Consider the following 15,706-nt stretch of genomic DNA (forward strand, 5'->3'; position numbering starts at 1 on the left):
CTTCATATTGCAATCTCAACATAGATGAAATTGATAAGCAAATTAGCTACCTTCCAAAGACTACTGGTTATACCGATGCTGCTATTGACCGCCTGTTCCATCAATAAGGATGATGATAAGGAGTATGGTGAGCATGATCCCGAGAAAGAACTGGAATCTTTCCAGATCGCTGACGGATTTGAGGTTACCTTATTTGCCGCCGAACCACTTGTGATAAAACCTATCCAAATGAATTGGGATGCTCAGGGACGGTTGTGGGTTATCAGTAGCACAGCCTATCCACTCTCAAAAACCGGAGAGGAAGCCAACGACAAAGTATTCATCCTTGAAGATACCGATGGGGACGGCGTTGCCGACAAATCAACCGTTTTTGCAGATGGCCTGAATCAGCCCACCGGTATTCTCCCTGGCGACGGTGGGGTTTATGTGGCGAACTCCACGGAAATCCTTCACCTGTCTGATACGGATGGTGACGGCAAGGCAGACACCCGAAAAAAAATACTAAGCGGGTTCGGAACAGCAGATACGCACCACCTGATCCATACGTTTCGCTGGGGGCCTGAAGGGAGGCTGTACTTCAACCAATCGATTTACATCCATAGCCACGTGGAAACTCCCTGGGGCATCCGACGGCTTGAGGGAGGTGGCGTATGGAAACTCCAGCCGCATACCCTTGAACTTGATGTTTATGCAAAAGGGCTTGTGAATCCATGGGGACTCCGTTTTGACCAGTATGGACAATCGTTTCTCACTGATGGCGCCGGGGAAGAAGGAATCAACTATGCGTTTCCGGGCGCTACTTTTCTTACTTCTCCGGGCGCCGAAAGAATACTTCGTGGACTGAATCCGGGACAGCCAAAACACTCCGGCTTGGAGATCGTCTCCGGGCGGCATTTACCTGATTCGTTGACCGGTAGCCTGATCACCAATGACTTCCGCGCCAACCGCGTCAATCGCTTCCAACTAGAAGGCCAAGGTAGTGGATACGCTTCCAAGCAAATGTCCGACCTGCTTTGGACGGACCATGTTGCCTTTCGGCCGGTAGATATTTCAGTCGGACCGGACGGTGCCATTTACATTGCCGATTGGTATAACCCGATCATCCAGCATGGAGAAGTTGACTTCTACGATCCCCGGCGTGACAGGGAACGTGGCCGGATATGGCGCATAACAGCTAAAAACAGATCGTTGGTAAAAAAGCCAAAATTAGTCGGCGCTGCTGTAGCTGATCTTTTGGATGCATTGAAAGCGCCCGAGGCATGGACGCGATCACAGGCCCGGCAGTTACTGAAAGAGAAAGGAGCTAACGAAATTGCCGCGCCGCTGCAAAACTGGATCGATAAGCTTGACAAAAAAAGCAGCGATTACGAAAGACTGAAGCTCGAAGGATTATGGGTATCACAAGCGATTGACAACTACAACGCCCCGCTTCTGGAAAGCTTATTGAACGCGCAAAGCCACGAAGTACGGAGTGGAGCCCTGCGGGCATTACAACTTTGGCATAACAAAGTCGATAACCTGGATGCCATCCTGCAAAAAGCGACCAAAGATACACACCCGCAGGTACGTCTCGAAGCCGTTATTGCGCTGAGATACCTAAACGGTGCTATGGCAGCAAAAACAGCCCTGGATGTGTTGGATCAGCCGATGGATGAGTTCCTTGACTTTGCGTTATGGCAAACCATACGGCAATTTGAACCCAATTGGATGGACAGCCTGAAAAGCGATCCGGAGTTCTTCGGGAATCCGACGAAAACATCGTATGCATTAAAGTCGGCAGCCAGTACGGAGGCGATCACCTTATTAACACAGCTTTATAAAAAGGGTCAAGTTCCCCAGCAATATCAAAAAGATGCCCTATCGGCCATAGCCGGACGGGGCCAGGTAAAAGACCTGAATGACATTCTAGACGTTGCTGTCAACGGATTTTCCGAACATAAACGCGACGTATCCGCGGAGCTCACTGCTGTTGCAGATGCCGCATTGAACAGGCAGGTAACAGCAAATCGCCAACTCGACCGCCTCCAAACGATTATAAGTGGTACCGACGAAGCTTCTGCCATCGCAGCGATGAAAGTAGCCGGAGCGTTGAAGGTAACATCGCTCCAGTCTTCGCTTAAAAAACTGGTGAACCACGCAAATCGTAACTATGCAAAATCCGCCATGGGGGCGCTAGCAGCCATAAACCCGGCAGACGCACAAACCGTACTGAAAGGCCTGACCAGGGAACAACATCCACTGGATCTTCGTTTGCTAGCTGTTTCGCAGCTGGCAAACCTGAATGCGCCTGAAGCGGCCAGGATCGGAGTAGGATTGCTCAACAAGCTGGAGAACCCGGAGCAGGCTCAAGACGTATTTAGCGCATTTATCACCGATAGTACGCGGACCAATGCACTGGCCGAACAACTAGCAACTAGCCGGATACCGGAAGCCGTAGCGATTGCGGCCCGCCAACACCTGCAAAGCGCAATCCCCGGAGGCCGCAGGGAAGCAGCTGAAGTCAAATTACTGATCCAAGGCCTGGAAGCTTCCGGCGGCGTATTGCCGGTTGAGCGCATGTCACTGGATCTCAATCCTGATCAAATCAAGAACCTCGCTTCCGAAGTACAGAAACGAGGTAATCCCGTCCATGGGGAGTTAATTTTCCGCAAACGGGAACTTGCCTGCCTGACGTGCCACGCAATCGGCGGAGCCGGCGGTCTTATCGGGCCTGATCTAAGCAGTCTTGGAACAAGCTCTCCAGCTGAAACGATCATTAAATCGGTTATCTTTCCGACCGAATCGATCAAAGAAGGCTATGAGATGCAACGCGTGGTTCGCAAAGATGGCAGTGAAATCATCGGGTATCTGGTCGCCGACAAGCCCAGCGAGATCGTCGTAAGGGATTTCACCGGTAGTGAAGTCCCCGTTCCGAAAGACAATATACAGACCAGAGAAAAAGTACCGGGTTCGCTCATGCCTCCCGGACTAACAGCAAGCCTGGATGAACAGGAATTTATCGACCTGATCACTTTCCTCTCAAAACTGGGTACATCTGGCGACTTCAGGGTACCTACAGATCGGTTTGTAAGGCGCTGGGAAGCATTGCCATCCGATGATGACGTGTTGAAACGGATTAAAGAAGGTGGTATCCAGGTTGTTTCCGAAGATAGCAAACTGGGCGGACCGTCTCACTACAGCACCGTTTCCGGGGCACTGCCAATCAGCGAGTTACCGATTGTAGAAACTGGTGGAGACAGGCACTATAGCTTTGTAAAGTTCCAACTAGAAGTCCTTACACCGGGTGATGTGACACTTAGCTTTAACGACGCGAACGGTATAACGGGCTGGGCGGATGCAACAGCCGCAGCTATTCAAAATGGCAAACTCACCGCTTCGCTTGCCCCGGGAACACGGCAGATTACACTCGCAATAGACCGGAATGTGCGCAAGGAAGGATCGCTGTTGGTAAGCCTTGCCGACGGCGGCGCGCAAACCAGATTGGTCATGGGAAAATAGATTTTTTGCTTGGAATTCAACAGATTTCGCTATTTTAGACAGCTTCCATTTTCAAGGAAGGACCTATATTTATGAGCAAAAAATCAATTTTCATTAAAGATGGTGTGAATTATGCCACGCCTTTCATGGCCATCAGTGTGTTGTTCCTTACCTGGGGAATCGCACACGGCTTACTGGACACGCTAGATAAGAACTTCCAAGAATTATTGCACTTGAAAAAGTGGCAGTCGAGTTTTATACAGGTCTCGCTCTATGGGGCCTATTTTTGCATGGCCATACCGGCCGGTCTGTATACCAAAAAATACGGCTATAAAAAGGGAATCATATTCGGATTGAGTCTTTTCGGGATAGGTGCATTACTTGCCGCGGGCACGGCGCCGCTGCAGTCGTTTGTGCTATTCTTATTCTGCTTATTGGTTATCGGCGCAGGTTTGGCAACACTGGAAACCGGGGCCAACCCCTATACCACCAAGCTGGGCCCTCCCGAATCGGCAGAAAGGCGAATCAATATCGCCCAATCGTTCAATGGTTTTGCGTGGGTAGTGGGTCCGCTGATTGCCCTATCTATTTACGGCAACCGCAGTCATGTCGAAGGCGAGAAAATGATCTCCATTGTCCTCCCCTTCGCTATCATCGGATTATCCGTTCTCGCCATTGCCTTTGCTTTCTCCCGATTAAAGCTGCCTAAAATTGATGAAGAGGATTTGATGCACGCACACGGAGCTGCCCCTACCCCCGGTGGTGAAATGGAAATTTCCGATCCTTCGCATCCCGCTTACATTTCGAAGAAACCATTGTGGAAAAACAAGCACTTTAAATGGGGTGTTGCTTCACAAGCATGTTACGTGGCTGCTCAAACCGGTGTATTCAGCTACTTGATCAATTTTGTCACGGATCATGACATGCACCCCAGGTTTGACGTGCAGTACGGCCCTTATTTTTTGTCACTGGGCTTCTTTCTATTTATGATCGGCCGCTTTTCCGGAAGTGCGCTGATGAGGTACTTTAAGCCCTCCAATATGTTAGCTTGTTATGCACTAATCGTATGCGCATTATTGCCCATCGTATCGTTAAAACTGGGATGGACGTCATTAGTTGCACTTTATGGCGTTTTCTTTTTCATGTCCATTATGTTCCCAACCATATTTGCTTTAGCTATTAGGGGCTTGGGCACCCACACCAAGCAAGGGGCTTCTTTTTTAGTGATGTCCGTTGGTGGCGGGGCCGTATTCCCTCCATTAATGGGCTACGTTTCTGATATCTACGGCATGTCCGCAGGCTTTTTTGTCCCGATACCGTTATTTGCATTCATTGCCTACTACGCAATTGCGGGATATAAAATTCGTGTGTAGTTTCAGGAACTCATTTATTAAACACCCAATATCCACCTCACATCAAACGCATCGGTTATTTCAACAAGTCTTTGGCTGTCATCATTCGTGTCAGAAGAATTGGTCTTATCAAATTTCAGCTTTTCAATAAGCGCTTGTCGATCATCCGCTTTTTTACAATGCAAAAAAATAGACAGGTAATTCCCAAGTATCCTTCCTTCGTTGTGTACCAGGTCCGAACCGTGAATAATGATGTTATCGGACACAAGCGACCCACTAACGACAGGCATTTCGGTGTAACCTTGCAATTCTTTTTCAAAAGTTTCAAAATGCAATGTGCCACCAAAGCATGTTTGATAAAATGTGAGTGCTTTCCGACAATTACCAGAAAATGTGACGAAAACCGCACTCACAAATTTACCGTTGTTAGGCTCAGTCATAATCGATTAAATTAAGCATCAGGAATCTCAGGTTCTACAAGCTTTATCAACTTCTCTAGCGATTCCTGCCAGCCTAAATAACACATTTCTGCTGGTATTACCGCAGGAATCCCCTCCTGTAACACCTTGAGTTCGGTACCACTTGAAACCGCATTGAGCCATACCGTTGTTGTCATTTCTCCAGGTAAATTGGGGTCATCAAACGTGTCGGTATATTTAATCAATTCATTGGGTTTAATTTCAAGATACGATCCACCAAAAGAATGTCCATTCCCGGTGCTGAAATTGATAAACGTCATGTGATACTTCCCCCCAACCTTGAAATCCATGTGCTGCACGGTGCATATAAAACCGTAAGGCGGAAGCCACGTTGAATGGGCTATGGGGTCGGAAAATGCCCGAAATACCTTTTCTGGACTGGCTTTGATTACCCGATGTAATGAAACTGAATTATTTTCCATTGTATTAAAATTTAATTGGTGATTACTTATTTCTTATTACTTGTTGCCTTTGTCTCATTTTCCTTTTTCCTGAATGCCACGATTTTATTAATCAGCGCTTCCGGCAGTGGCTTATCCATTGGAATCTGGATAACCGACTTACTGGTTTTGTATCCCACCAGGTCAGCCTTAAAGTGTTCCCAAAATGCATCGCTATAGGGATGCGACAAGGAGATGTGTTTGGGAAATGCACAGTAATAGATCAAATAGCCGTGGTATTTAAAACAAGGTATTTGATAGCTGATGCTTTCCGTTGCATCGGGCACTAGTTCATTGATGATTTTCCGGACGGTTTGCATCCGCGCTAACGTTTCACCACCGAATGCCTGGTGATACTCGTCAATAGTTTGATAATCGGTCTTAGCCATTGGTCCGGATTTTATTGTTGTATAGATAAGAAACCGCCAGAATACCCAACACCACAAGCGGCAACAGCATGAATCCTATGTTTTGATCTACGCAGGCATGACTGATGAATGCAAAGATCAAATTGAAGGCAAGCCCTGCATACGCCCATTCCTTTACCTTACTTGATAAGTTAGGGAGGGAAATCGCTATAACGCCGAGTGCTTTACAAATGATCAGTGTGTATGCGAAGTAATCGGGATAGCCCAACGGCTTTGTCCCTACGGTTGCTTGTTCCGGTGCAAAAAGCAGGGTGCTAAGCGGCATCACACCTTCCCAAAGGATAATGATGACTGTCGCTATCCAAAAGATTATTTTATTCTTTTTCATCTTATTCACAATTAACGGTTTATAAATTAGTTTGATTCGACATATTTCACAAAATTGTCCAAGATGGCTTGCCATCCTTGTTTCTGAAATTCAGGGTCATTTTCTGTTTCTGCATCAAAGGTGGTTGCAATGTGGGTTTCGCCATTTTGCTCGGTAAATAATGAGGTAGCTCGTCGTCCATCAGGCATGGTATACGTGATTTCCCTATGCAGCTCTACTGCATCATAAGTACCTTCAAAGTCAAAGCCGAAACTACCGTCTTTCGCTTCCATCCGATTCTTGAACTTACCACCCACGCGCAGGTCGTTTTCACTGCTTGGGGTATGCCAGCTTGGATCAGGCGTGTTCCATTGCATAATGTCGCTTGGTGTATTCCAAGCCTTCCAAACTTTTGCTACGGGAGCATTTACAGTAGCTTCTACCGAGATTCTTGTTACTTGTGCCATTGTTACTAATTTTTGTTTGTTAAATTTTACAATTCAAAATTACGACAAGGAACAAAACGGTGACTGTAGTGAAAATGACAATTTGGGGGGTGAATTATGACAAAACTATTTTTTACCTTGCGGCTTCATACACTGGTTGATATGCATATTGCTGTATTTGTACCTGAATATGGGGTGATTGAAGCCGTTACACCACCATTCAGAACCTTTAACACTGCCAATGAGTTTTTAACCACATTTGGTAAAAAGCCCATTTTTAAAGTGGAATATGTAGGCTTAAAAGATTACGTACCTGCCAACAATGGTGAATATATGATCAAAACCGATCGGTTGCTCAGCGATGTAACCGAAACGGACTTACTGATCATACCGCCTACCTTTGGTGATACCGCCAAAGGAATTCAGGCCAACGCAGAAGCGATACCTTATTTTAAAAAGCTATACGAGAACGGTTCAAGTTTGGCCAGTTTGTGTATCGGCGCCTTTCTTTTGGCCGAAACAGGACTACTTAACGGCAAAAAATGCTCTACACATTGGGCCCATATTAACGAATTCAAAGAACGATATCCCGACGTGGAAGTAGAGGACGGCGCGATCATAACAGAACATGATAATATTTACAGCAGCGGTGGTGCGAGCAGTTTATGGAATTTAATCTTATACCTGGTTGAAAAGTTTGCGGATCGGGAAACAGCGGTGATGATTTCCAAATATTTTGCACTGGATATCGGGCGGGATAGCCAATCTCAGTTCGCGATATTTAAAGGTCAACGGAATCACGGTGACGATGACATTCAAAAAGTGCAGGATTACATTGAACAGCACTATTGCGATAAAATATCAATAGAAACATTGGCAACATTGATCAATACCGGCCGCAGAACTTTTGAACGGAAATTTAAAGAAGCTACCAACAATACCCCCATCGAGTACATACAACGCGTGCGAATAGAAGCCGCCAAAAAATTCTTTGAAGCATCAAGAAAGAATGTAACCGAAATCATGTTTGATGTAGGTTATACGGATACGAAAGCCTTTCGGGACACCTTTAAAAAGATCACCGGACTTACGCCAATTGAGTACCGGAATAAGTTTGCAAGGGTGGCCAATGAGGTATGATTATTTAAGGATCTTGACAACCAAGGAAAATTCGATAGATTAGCTGTCGGCTATTTTGTAGCGAATTTCACCAACAGGTAATATTTGCCCGTTTCCTCACCTGCGTAAAATGCATCGGGCTGCCCGGCGTACAGCCGACTTTGGTCGGTCACCAATACCACGTCTCCTACATCCTTTCCCAAGACTTTGGCAATGGCAGCCGCATTCTCGCGGGCGTCCTTTAGTGCAGCTGCGATAATTTTTTCCGGGTTGGTCAAGGGCTTATAATAGGTCTGCCCACCAGATACGTAAATCCCGTTCAGTCTTTTTATGTTCACGAGTTTGCTCAATTCCGCCTCAGATGACGTATCAAACTGTAAAATAATGGATTCTTCTTCTTGTGCAGATGAATAGTATTTTGGCTTCTCTGCCGGCTTAAACCGGCTCCGGTCGAAACCGATTCCTTTCATGCGTTCAAAAAACTGCTCGGTTAGCTCGTCTAACGACGGCTTATCCTGCTGATCATAGCTGTAGTAATTTAACGGTGATACGGTAATCTCCGCTTGGTATCGTTCGACCTCACGCTGATATTCGGCCGTTCCTTGCACTTCAATTACGGTTTCTTGGGCAAACAGTGTGGCGGATAGCATCATCGCGCAGGTAAACATGCATAGCTGTTTCATCATCATATAAGTTTGAGTTTTTCAATCACTAAGCGTATGGCACTATGCCACCACAACTATAAATGATGCGATGACCATCCATGCACCTACCAAAATGCCCACGACACCCAGTCGGCCCTGTTGGGGAGCCACCCGTGCCCGCAGACGTTCTGCCTTCTCTCTTGCGGTGACGCTGTTTGACAAAAACAACTTGCTGATGAGCGGGTAACCCAGCATAAATCCGAGACCTGCCTGCACCACGCTGCCGGCCAGCAATGTCGCCCACCAAATCGGAGCCGATGTAAGCCACCCCAAATTCAGCATAGCTTGCAGGATACCCCAAATTCCGAAAAAACAAAAGACCAGGCCAATCCAACCTTGAAAAGGGGCTACTTTTTCCAGTAATTCCGCCGCATTCGGCTTCCGCGATAAGATCAGTGATGGCACAGCGATAATGCTGAGTAAAATAAGTGTGATGCCGTAAATCATGTGCTTAAATTTATAAGTAAAAAAATAATTAAAATATCCGACAATATGGGTGATGATCGCTGTAATCATCGGATATTGATTGGAAACAAAGGTCCGGCAAAACCAGGGAACGACCAACACGGTTTTCCTCGAAAACCACACCCCTGTTTTCAGGGGTGTCTTATTCTGCCAGCCCCAATTTAATGGCGTATTTGGTCAGCCCGGCTAGGTTGCGCACATTTAGTTTAGCAAATAGTGTTTTCCGATAAGTTTCAATGGTATGTTTACTCAAAAACAGCTTATCGGCAATCTCTTGGGTAGTGTACTCTTCGGCAATGAGTTTCAATATCGACTTTTCCCGCTCGGTAAGCATTTCCAACGTTTCCTTTTTCTTGTTGAACGCGCTATCGATATAAGCTTGCTTCACCGATTCAGAAAAATACTTCTCGCCCCCAAGTATCGACCGGATAGCCTGTAAGAACTCCGCCGAATTAGCATTCTTGGAGAGGTAACCATCCACGTCATACTGGACCAGCGCGTCGACCATGCTTGTATCCATGTGCATACTTACTACCAATGTTTTGATTTCCGGATGCTTGGCTTTCAGCTGTTTGTTTAGTGCGATACCGTCTAAATCTGGCATGCTGATATCGGTAATTACCAAGTCAATCACTGCATCGGGATGGCTTTCGATATACTGAAGGATGTATTTGCCCCCATGTGCGTGATAAAGCACATGCAGATCTTCTTCCTGTTTAATGAGCCTTACAAGCCCCTCTAAAAACAGACGATGATCGTCTGCCAGTACAATGTTATGCTTCATTCGTCGTATGATTTAAGGGAATTTCAATATCGATCACCGTGCCCCGCCCCGGCTTAGAATCAATTGCCATGGTTCCGCCATGCGGCTTCAGTCGTTCCCGGATGTTGCGTAGCCCGATTCCGCCAGCTGTGCTCTCGGTATTGAACCCCTTGCCGTCGTCTTCAAAAATCAACACCAATGCGCCATCTATCCGTGTAAGCTGAATGGTAATCTGTGCAGCCTTCGCATGCTTGTGCGCATTCGTCATCAGTTCCTGAATAATGGTATACACCACCACCTTCAATGGCGTGGGCAATGCATTTACCGCCGCCTCTGGATACGCACGAAACGTTACGGCTGTCTCCGGGACTGTGCGGAATCCCTGCAGGTATGTTTCAATCAATACCGTAAACCCCACATTGGTGAATTTTTGGGGTAGCAGGTTATGCGACAGGTCCCTAACCTGCTGGTAGGTTTCATCTACCTTTTCCACTAAATCAATTGTATCACGTCCGGTAAGCGACAGCTGCATCTTTATCGCCGCCAGATTGCCGCCGATACTATCATGCAGCTCGCGGGCGATCCGTTTGCGCTCGGTTTCCTGCCCGGCTACGGAGGCAGCCAGCAGCTCCAGTTCCTTCTCTTTCAACATAGCCCCGATCTGCTGTCGGCTGGCTTCCTCACGGATGGCATTCAGCCTGCTCTGCGCCTGTAGTTTCTGGTAATAAACATACAATAGGCCGATTACCGGTATTAAAACCACGATAAAGCCAATAAGTAACGCATACTTTACCGTCTTCTGGTAGCCGAGCTCACTCTCCTTTACTATTATTTCCTTTTCTTTTTGGGCAGTAAGGTACTTGACTTCCAATTCATTGACTTCCCTGCGATTTTGTTGTTCGGCGATTTCGCCGGAAACACGCCGGTATTGCGACATGAGCGCATACGCATTTTCATAATCGCCGATTGCAGCATGCAGTTGCTGCAAGCTATTGAGCGCATCGCGTTGAGCTTCCAAATCTTCCCACTGCATGGCGTTTACATAGACCATCGATAGGAGAATCTGTGCATTATGGTAATCTTTCTGCACCATCAGCATATCCCCCATACGTTGCCCTGCCTGGATGTAGGTATCGAAATACCGGTGCTCCAATGCACGGTCCTTTACCTCTTCATACATCGCAAATGCACTATCCGATCGGCCTCCTGCCTCGGCAACCCTAGCTTGATACAGCTGGGTTTCCAGGAGCTGCTTCAGTTCACCGGTCTTGGCAAAATAATGCTGGGCCAAACTCAGGTATTCATCCGCGCGCTGTAGCTGTCGCTGGGCTAGATAAGCCTTGCCCAGTTGCTTGTTTATTTGCTGCACCAAACCGGTATCTTTCGATTGCGTCCGTATTTCCTCATAAATGGGAATAGCTTTCCGATATTCTTTGCGCAGAAAATAGACGGTGGCGTTCCCAAACCGGTTTTGGTCAACGATAGCTGGATCGGCCAATTGTTCGCCTGCAGTTATCCCGCCCAAATAGTGCCGCAAGGCTTCTTCGTACAGCCCTTTTTCCTGGTAAGCCCGTGCCAATGCATTCCCGGCCGATGCGGTATACCGTAATTTCGCAGGTTGATTTAATGCACTTTGCGCCACCCGCCGCTGCATCTCGCGTGCATAGAAAATCACGGAGTCGTGCGTACCGGCGGTTTCATGAAAATGAATCAACGCTTGCGCGGCAACCATCCATTCATCGATATCGCGAGCCGCGTGCCAACCGGCCAGCAGGGAATCGGGTGTCTTAATGGGCAACGATCCAAACGCGGAGAATTTCGATCCGGGTGCCGGATATAACGTTTGGCCCGGACACACCAGTACCACCACGTAAAGTCCTACTATCGAAAACAACCATTTCACGTCAGCGGCAAAGATAGCATTTCCTGTCAACGCGCGGGCTCCTACCCGTGATTCGATGCTGTTTATACACCAAATTGCCGTAAATGATGGTCGGTATGTTTATAAGCCAATAAACCCGTTTGATTTTTGTTCAGCTCACCAAAAAACGAATGCACAAATTGATGTTCATCGCTTAGATGAGCATATTCTTGAACTGTAAAATGTTCATTTTACCCCACTTGGCATCATTGCCTTCGTGAAGCGAGTGGATCCTATTTATTAGTTCATCTCTTGTTAATTGGTTACACATCGATTTCATTGTCAAAACTGCTTTAAGGGTAGTTATTGAATGACAAAGTTCGAAAATAACTTAAAAATTGACTTCTTCAAAATTGCTATTATGAAGCCGAGTCCCTTGTCAAACAACCAGATAAAATCAAATATCGGCTTATATTTTTTTAAGAATTGCGGAAAAGCAACTCATATTCCGATCAGTCTTTCGTATATTAGTGCGTTTTATTCAAGACTTACACAGCTACTAACTATGAATTTCAGCGAACGCCTTGCCAGCCTTTCCGGCAAGCCAGACATCATCATGATCATCACCGATCAGGAACGAGCTACGCAGCATTTCCCCGATAACTGGGAAAAGGATAACCTCAAGACGCTAACGTTCTTGAAACAAAACGGCTTCAGCTTTGACCGTGCCTTCTGCAATACCTGCATGTGCTCCCCTAGCAGATCCACCTTATTGACGGGCCTTTATCCGGCACAGCACCACGTAACGCAAACGCTCACCGAAGGCGGGAAATATTCTCCAGGTGAGGTTACCTTGGATAGTACCCTACCTAATGTGGCGCGCATGCTCGCCAGCAATGGCTACGACGTACATTACCGTGGCAAGTGGCATGTGAGCAAAGGCGCCGATGGCGGCAGTCCGGCCCCATCGGATATCGCGATGTACGGCTTCAGGGGTTGGCAAGCACCCGATGCCGGCGAAGACACCGCGCCCGAGAATTTCGGCGGCGGCTTTGCCAACCACGATGGGACCTACATCCAGCAGGCCATTGACTTCCTGAAAAATGCAAGGGAGCTTCGCGCCCAGGGAAAGGGAAAGCCGTATTGCCTTATCCTCTCCCTAGTTAACCCCCATGATGTGCTTTGCTATCCCCGGGGATTCCAGTACGGCTATGACGACAACTTCCTTAATGGGCCGTTAACCCTACCCCAAACCGTCAATGAAGACCTTGTCGCCAACGGCAAACCCGCAGCACAAGCGCAGGTAAAGACCTCGGCGGGCTTGGGCCTGGGCCTGCTGGATACGCCCGAAAAGCAAACAAATTACCTCAACTTCTACGGCAATCTGCTACGCTTAATCGACACGGAAATCGGTTTCTTTATCGACGAATTGTATAAAGAGGTGGACGGCAGCAAATTGGCCGACCAAGCACTGGTGATCCGCCTCGCTGATCACGGCGAAATGGGGATGGCTCACGGCGGAATGCGCCAAAAAGCATTCGTGGCGTACGAAGAGGCGTTGCGGGTACCGATGGTCTTTTCAAACCCGATACTATTTCCGGAAACAGCAAACTATAAAGGCACCCAACAGCTGGCTTCGCTGATCGACATCATGCCTACAATTGCCGCCGTAACGAACGCGGCCCCGCCGGAAGGTTTACGGGGCACCAACCTATTGCCCTTGCTGGACGAGGATAGGCCGGTACAGGACGCCATCCTGTTTACATTTGACGATACAAAGGCCAGTGCTGCCGACAAAGCCAGCGTGGTTAAGGCGGCAAACCGGATACGTTGCGTGCGTACCGCCGAATGGAAATACACCCATTACTTCGATGCATTGGGCGGATACCCGGACGAGTTTGAACTCTACGACCTGCGCGATAAGGAAGCCCTCGAATACGAGAACCTAGCGCATAATCCGGCATATATCGAGATTAGGATGCAAATGGCCAAACTATTGGAAGAGCAGATCAGACAGAAGCTGTCGATCCATCCCGAATCCTTTAATGAAAACGAATTCGCCGAATGGTACCAGCAACAAGGCTAAAGAGATAATTCCATACCCAAAAAGATCATTCATTTGATGAAAATAGCAACATACAACGTCAACAGCATCAATGCCCGGCTTCCTATCGTACTCCGTTGGCTCGAAGAGACGAAGCCGGATGTGGTTTGCCTTCAAGAACTGAAGAGCATTCAGGAAAACTATCCCGACGAAGTCCTACGTGATGCCGGCTACGAATCCATCTGGCACGGCCAAAAAAGTTGGAATGGCGTTGCCATACTGTCACGACTGGGAAAACCCGAAGAGATTTGCCGTGCACTACCGGGAGATCCGGATGATACGCATAGCCGTTATATCGAAGCGAAAATCAATGAGGTCATCGTCAGCTGCCTGTATCTTCCTAACGGAAACCCTGCGCCCGGACCCAAGTTTGATTATAAACTCCGCTGGCTTGATCGGCTAATCGTACATGCCCAAGCATTGCTCGACCAAAAGATCCCTATTGTATTGACCGGTGATTTCAATGTGATTCCTACTGAAATCGATGTATACAAGCCCGAAAGGTGGGTTGATGACGCACTTTTCCGCCCGGAAACGCGCGATGCATTCCGCCGATTGATGGCCCAAGGGTGGACCGATGCAATCCGAAAACTGTATCCTGATCAAACCATTTATACGTTTTGGGATTATTTCCGCAATGCCTTTGGACGAGACGCGGGACTGCGCATCGATCATTTCTTGCTGAGCCCCGGTCTAGCTCCTCGCTTGCGGGCAGCCGGTGTAGACCGCCAAGTGCGGGGATGGGAAAAAACGAGTGACCACGCACCGGTATGGATTGAAATTGATGGTAATTAACGATGCTGCTCGCTGTTCATCATATCGCTGTCATCTGTTCGGATTACGAGCGTTCAAAACGCTTCTACACCGAAATATTGGGGTTAAGTATCCTTCGTGAAACCTACCGCCAGGAACGGCAGTCCTACAAACTGGATTTGGCCCTGGGCAACCACTATATTATCGAGCTGTTCTCCTTTCCTCAGCCACCCCAAAGGCCCTCGGGGCCGGAGGCATGTGGCCTGCGGCATTTAGCTTTTGCCGTAGACGACCTTCAAGACACGATTACGCATTTACAAGGAAAGGGTGTTCAGGTCGAACCGGTCCGCATCGACGAATATACCGGCAAACGCTTTACCTTTTTCCGCGATCCAGACGGGTTGCCGTTGGAGCTTTATGATGCATCAATAAACAGCTAAAACACCATTTAATCATGTCCTACTGCGATTATATACCCACTATGCAGCCCGAGGCACGCCGGGCGTTGCACAAAAATTACCACGACAACCACTATGGATTTCCGATCCACGATGACAATGAATTGTTTGGACGGCTCATCATGGAAATCAACCAAGCCGGATTGAGCTGGGAGACCATTCTGCGCAAAGAAGAAGCGTTTCGGAAAGCGTATGATCATTTCGACATTGCGAAAGTGGCGGCCTACACCGAAACAGACCGTGAACGCTTATTGGCCAACGCGGGCATTATCCGCAATCGCTTAAAAATAAACGCGGCCATCGAAAATGCAAAAGCAATACTTCAATTGCAAAAGACACACGGATCTTTTGAGAAGTGGCTGGACCACCATCATCCCAAAACATTACAAGAGTGGATGAAATTATTCAAAAAGACCTTCAAATTCACAGGCGGTGAGATCGTCAACGAATTTTTGATGAGCACGGGTTACCTTCCCGGCGCGCATTCCTCCCATTGCCCTGTGCACGCCGAAGTATTGAAAGCGAAACCGTTGTGGGCTGCGAAATAACG

At 47.7% G+C, this 15,706-nt stretch carries 16 protein-coding genes; 7 read left to right on the forward strand and 9 right to left on the reverse strand.

Going from position 1 to position 15,706, the window contains the following annotated elements; translation table 11 throughout:
- Nucleotides 1–24: 24 nt before the first annotated feature.
- On the forward strand, nucleotides 25–3,498 hold the full coding sequence (locus IEV98_RS15780; RefSeq protein ID WP_229738791.1) for a PVC-type heme-binding CxxCH protein: 3,474 nt from the start codon (nucleotides 25–27) through the stop codon (nucleotides 3,496–3,498).
- Nucleotides 3,499–3,569: 71 nt separating this feature from the next.
- Nucleotides 3,570–4,850, forward strand: coding sequence for a sugar MFS transporter (locus IEV98_RS15785; RefSeq protein ID WP_188506985.1), 1,281 nt, complete (start codon nucleotides 3,570–3,572; stop codon nucleotides 4,848–4,850).
- 17 nt (nucleotides 4,851–4,867) lie between these two features.
- Here IEV98_RS15785 and IEV98_RS15790 read toward each other — a convergent pair whose 3' ends face one another.
- Genes IEV98_RS15790 through IEV98_RS15810 form a run of 5 tightly spaced genes read right to left on the reverse strand, consistent with a single transcriptional unit; the run spans nucleotide 4,868 to nucleotide 6,950 of the window.
- Nucleotides 4,868–5,269 (reverse strand): VOC family protein, encoded by a 402-nt coding sequence (locus IEV98_RS15790; protein WP_188506986.1) that lies wholly within the window; start codon nucleotides 5,267–5,269, stop codon nucleotides 4,868–4,870.
- An 11-nt stretch (nucleotides 5,270–5,280) separates the two neighbouring features.
- Complete coding sequence (locus IEV98_RS15795; RefSeq protein ID WP_188506987.1) at nucleotides 5,281–5,730, reverse strand: SRPBCC family protein; 450 nt, start codon at nucleotides 5,728–5,730, stop codon at nucleotides 5,281–5,283.
- A gap of 26 nt (nucleotides 5,731–5,756) precedes the next feature.
- Entirely contained in the window at nucleotides 5,757–6,137 is a 381-nt protein-coding gene (locus IEV98_RS15800) for an iron chaperone (RefSeq protein ID WP_188506988.1), read from the reverse strand.
- Complete coding sequence (locus IEV98_RS15805; RefSeq protein WP_188506989.1) at nucleotides 6,130–6,504, reverse strand: DoxX family protein; 375 nt, start codon at nucleotides 6,502–6,504, stop codon at nucleotides 6,130–6,132. The genes IEV98_RS15800 and IEV98_RS15805 overlap by 8 nt, the downstream gene beginning before the upstream one ends.
- A 26-nt stretch (nucleotides 6,505–6,530) precedes the next feature.
- Nucleotides 6,531–6,950, reverse strand: a complete 420-nt coding sequence (locus IEV98_RS15810; protein ID WP_188506990.1) for an SRPBCC family protein — start codon at nucleotides 6,948–6,950, stop codon at nucleotides 6,531–6,533.
- Nucleotides 6,951–7,091: 141 nt separating this feature from the next.
- On the opposite strand from IEV98_RS15810, the gene IEV98_RS15815 reads away from it, so the two are divergent.
- Nucleotides 7,092–8,069, forward strand: coding sequence for a GlxA family transcriptional regulator (locus tag IEV98_RS15815; protein ID WP_188507214.1), 978 nt, complete (start codon nucleotides 7,092–7,094; stop codon nucleotides 8,067–8,069).
- A 50-nt stretch (nucleotides 8,070–8,119) separates the two neighbouring features.
- Here IEV98_RS15815 and IEV98_RS15820 read toward each other — a convergent pair whose 3' ends face one another.
- The 4 genes from IEV98_RS15820 to IEV98_RS15835 form a co-directional block, all read right to left on the reverse strand.
- Nucleotides 8,120–8,737, reverse strand: a complete 618-nt coding sequence (locus tag IEV98_RS15820) for an SIMPL domain-containing protein (RefSeq protein WP_188506991.1) — start codon at nucleotides 8,735–8,737, stop codon at nucleotides 8,120–8,122.
- A 36-nt stretch (nucleotides 8,738–8,773) separates the two neighbouring features.
- Nucleotides 8,774–9,199, reverse strand: coding sequence for a hypothetical protein (locus IEV98_RS15825; RefSeq protein ID WP_188506992.1), 426 nt, complete (start codon nucleotides 9,197–9,199; stop codon nucleotides 8,774–8,776).
- Between the two features lie 160 nt (nucleotides 9,200–9,359).
- A complete protein-coding gene (locus IEV98_RS15830) occupies nucleotides 9,360–10,001 on the reverse strand; it encodes a response regulator (protein ID WP_188506993.1) in 642 nt (213 codons plus the stop codon).
- On the reverse strand, nucleotides 9,991–11,913 hold the full coding sequence (locus IEV98_RS15835; protein ID WP_188506994.1) for a tetratricopeptide repeat-containing sensor histidine kinase: 1,923 nt from the start codon (nucleotides 11,911–11,913) through the stop codon (nucleotides 9,991–9,993). Before IEV98_RS15835 ends, IEV98_RS15830 begins: the two co-directional genes overlap by 11 nt.
- 493 nt (nucleotides 11,914–12,406) lie before the next feature.
- On the opposite strand from IEV98_RS15835, the gene IEV98_RS15840 reads away from it, so the two are divergent.
- From IEV98_RS15840 to IEV98_RS15855, 4 genes are read left to right on the forward strand one after another with little or no spacing between them, the layout of a single operon-like run.
- A complete protein-coding gene (locus IEV98_RS15840; RefSeq protein WP_188506995.1) occupies nucleotides 12,407–13,927 on the forward strand; it encodes a sulfatase family protein in 1,521 nt (506 codons plus the stop codon).
- Between the two features lie 36 nt (nucleotides 13,928–13,963).
- On the forward strand, nucleotides 13,964–14,740 hold the full coding sequence (gene xth, locus IEV98_RS15845) for an exodeoxyribonuclease III (RefSeq protein ID WP_188506996.1): 777 nt from the start codon (nucleotides 13,964–13,966) through the stop codon (nucleotides 14,738–14,740).
- Between the two features lie 2 nt (nucleotides 14,741–14,742).
- On the forward strand, nucleotides 14,743–15,138 hold the full coding sequence (gene gloA2, locus IEV98_RS15850) for an SMU1112c/YaeR family gloxylase I-like metalloprotein (protein ID WP_188506997.1): 396 nt from the start codon (nucleotides 14,743–14,745) through the stop codon (nucleotides 15,136–15,138).
- A 14-nt stretch (nucleotides 15,139–15,152) separates the two neighbouring features.
- Nucleotides 15,153–15,704 (forward strand): DNA-3-methyladenine glycosylase I, encoded by a 552-nt coding sequence (locus IEV98_RS15855; RefSeq protein WP_188506998.1) that lies wholly within the window; start codon nucleotides 15,153–15,155, stop codon nucleotides 15,702–15,704.
- The last annotated feature ends 2 nt before the right edge of the window (nucleotides 15,705–15,706 follow it).

This window comes from Parapedobacter pyrenivorans, from assembly GCF_014636865.1.
Taxonomy (GTDB): Bacteria; Bacteroidota; Bacteroidia; order Sphingobacteriales; family Sphingobacteriaceae; genus Parapedobacter; species Parapedobacter pyrenivorans.

Excerpts from the sequence above, each read along its gene's own strand:
- IEV98_RS15790 (WP_188506986.1), bottom strand. The coding sequence starts at position 5,269 with ATGACTGAGCCTAACAACGGTAAATTTGTGAGTGCGGTTTTCGTCACA.
- gloA2 (WP_188506997.1), top strand. The coding sequence starts at position 14,743 with ATGCTGCTCGCTGTTCATCATATCGCTGTCATCTGTTCGGATTACGAG.
- IEV98_RS15780 (WP_229738791.1), top strand. The coding sequence starts at position 25 with ATGAAATTGATAAGCAAATTAGCTACCTTCCAAAGACTACTGGTTATA.
- IEV98_RS15810 (WP_188506990.1), bottom strand. The coding sequence starts at position 6,950 with ATGGCACAAGTAACAAGAATCTCGGTAGAAGCTACTGTAAATGCTCCC.
- IEV98_RS15825 (WP_188506992.1), bottom strand. The coding sequence starts at position 9,199 with ATGATTTACGGCATCACACTTATTTTACTCAGCATTATCGCTGTGCCA.
- IEV98_RS15830 (WP_188506993.1), bottom strand. The coding sequence starts at position 10,001 with ATGAAGCATAACATTGTACTGGCAGACGATCATCGTCTGTTTTTAGAG.
- IEV98_RS15840 (WP_188506995.1), top strand. The coding sequence starts at position 12,407 with ATGAATTTCAGCGAACGCCTTGCCAGCCTTTCCGGCAAGCCAGACATC.
- IEV98_RS15795 (WP_188506987.1), bottom strand. The coding sequence starts at position 5,730 with ATGGAAAATAATTCAGTTTCATTACATCGGGTAATCAAAGCCAGTCCA.
- IEV98_RS15820 (WP_188506991.1), bottom strand. The coding sequence starts at position 8,737 with ATGATGATGAAACAGCTATGCATGTTTACCTGCGCGATGATGCTATCC.
- IEV98_RS15855 (WP_188506998.1), top strand. The coding sequence starts at position 15,153 with ATGTCCTACTGCGATTATATACCCACTATGCAGCCCGAGGCACGCCGG.
- IEV98_RS15785 (WP_188506985.1), top strand. The coding sequence starts at position 3,570 with ATGAGCAAAAAATCAATTTTCATTAAAGATGGTGTGAATTATGCCACG.
- IEV98_RS15800 (WP_188506988.1), bottom strand. The coding sequence starts at position 6,137 with ATGGCTAAGACCGATTATCAAACTATTGACGAGTATCACCAGGCATTC.
- xth (WP_188506996.1), top strand. The coding sequence starts at position 13,964 with ATGAAAATAGCAACATACAACGTCAACAGCATCAATGCCCGGCTTCCT.
- IEV98_RS15815 (WP_188507214.1), top strand. The coding sequence starts at position 7,092 with ATGCATATTGCTGTATTTGTACCTGAATATGGGGTGATTGAAGCCGTT.
- IEV98_RS15805 (WP_188506989.1), bottom strand. The coding sequence starts at position 6,504 with ATGAAAAAGAATAAAATAATCTTTTGGATAGCGACAGTCATCATTATC.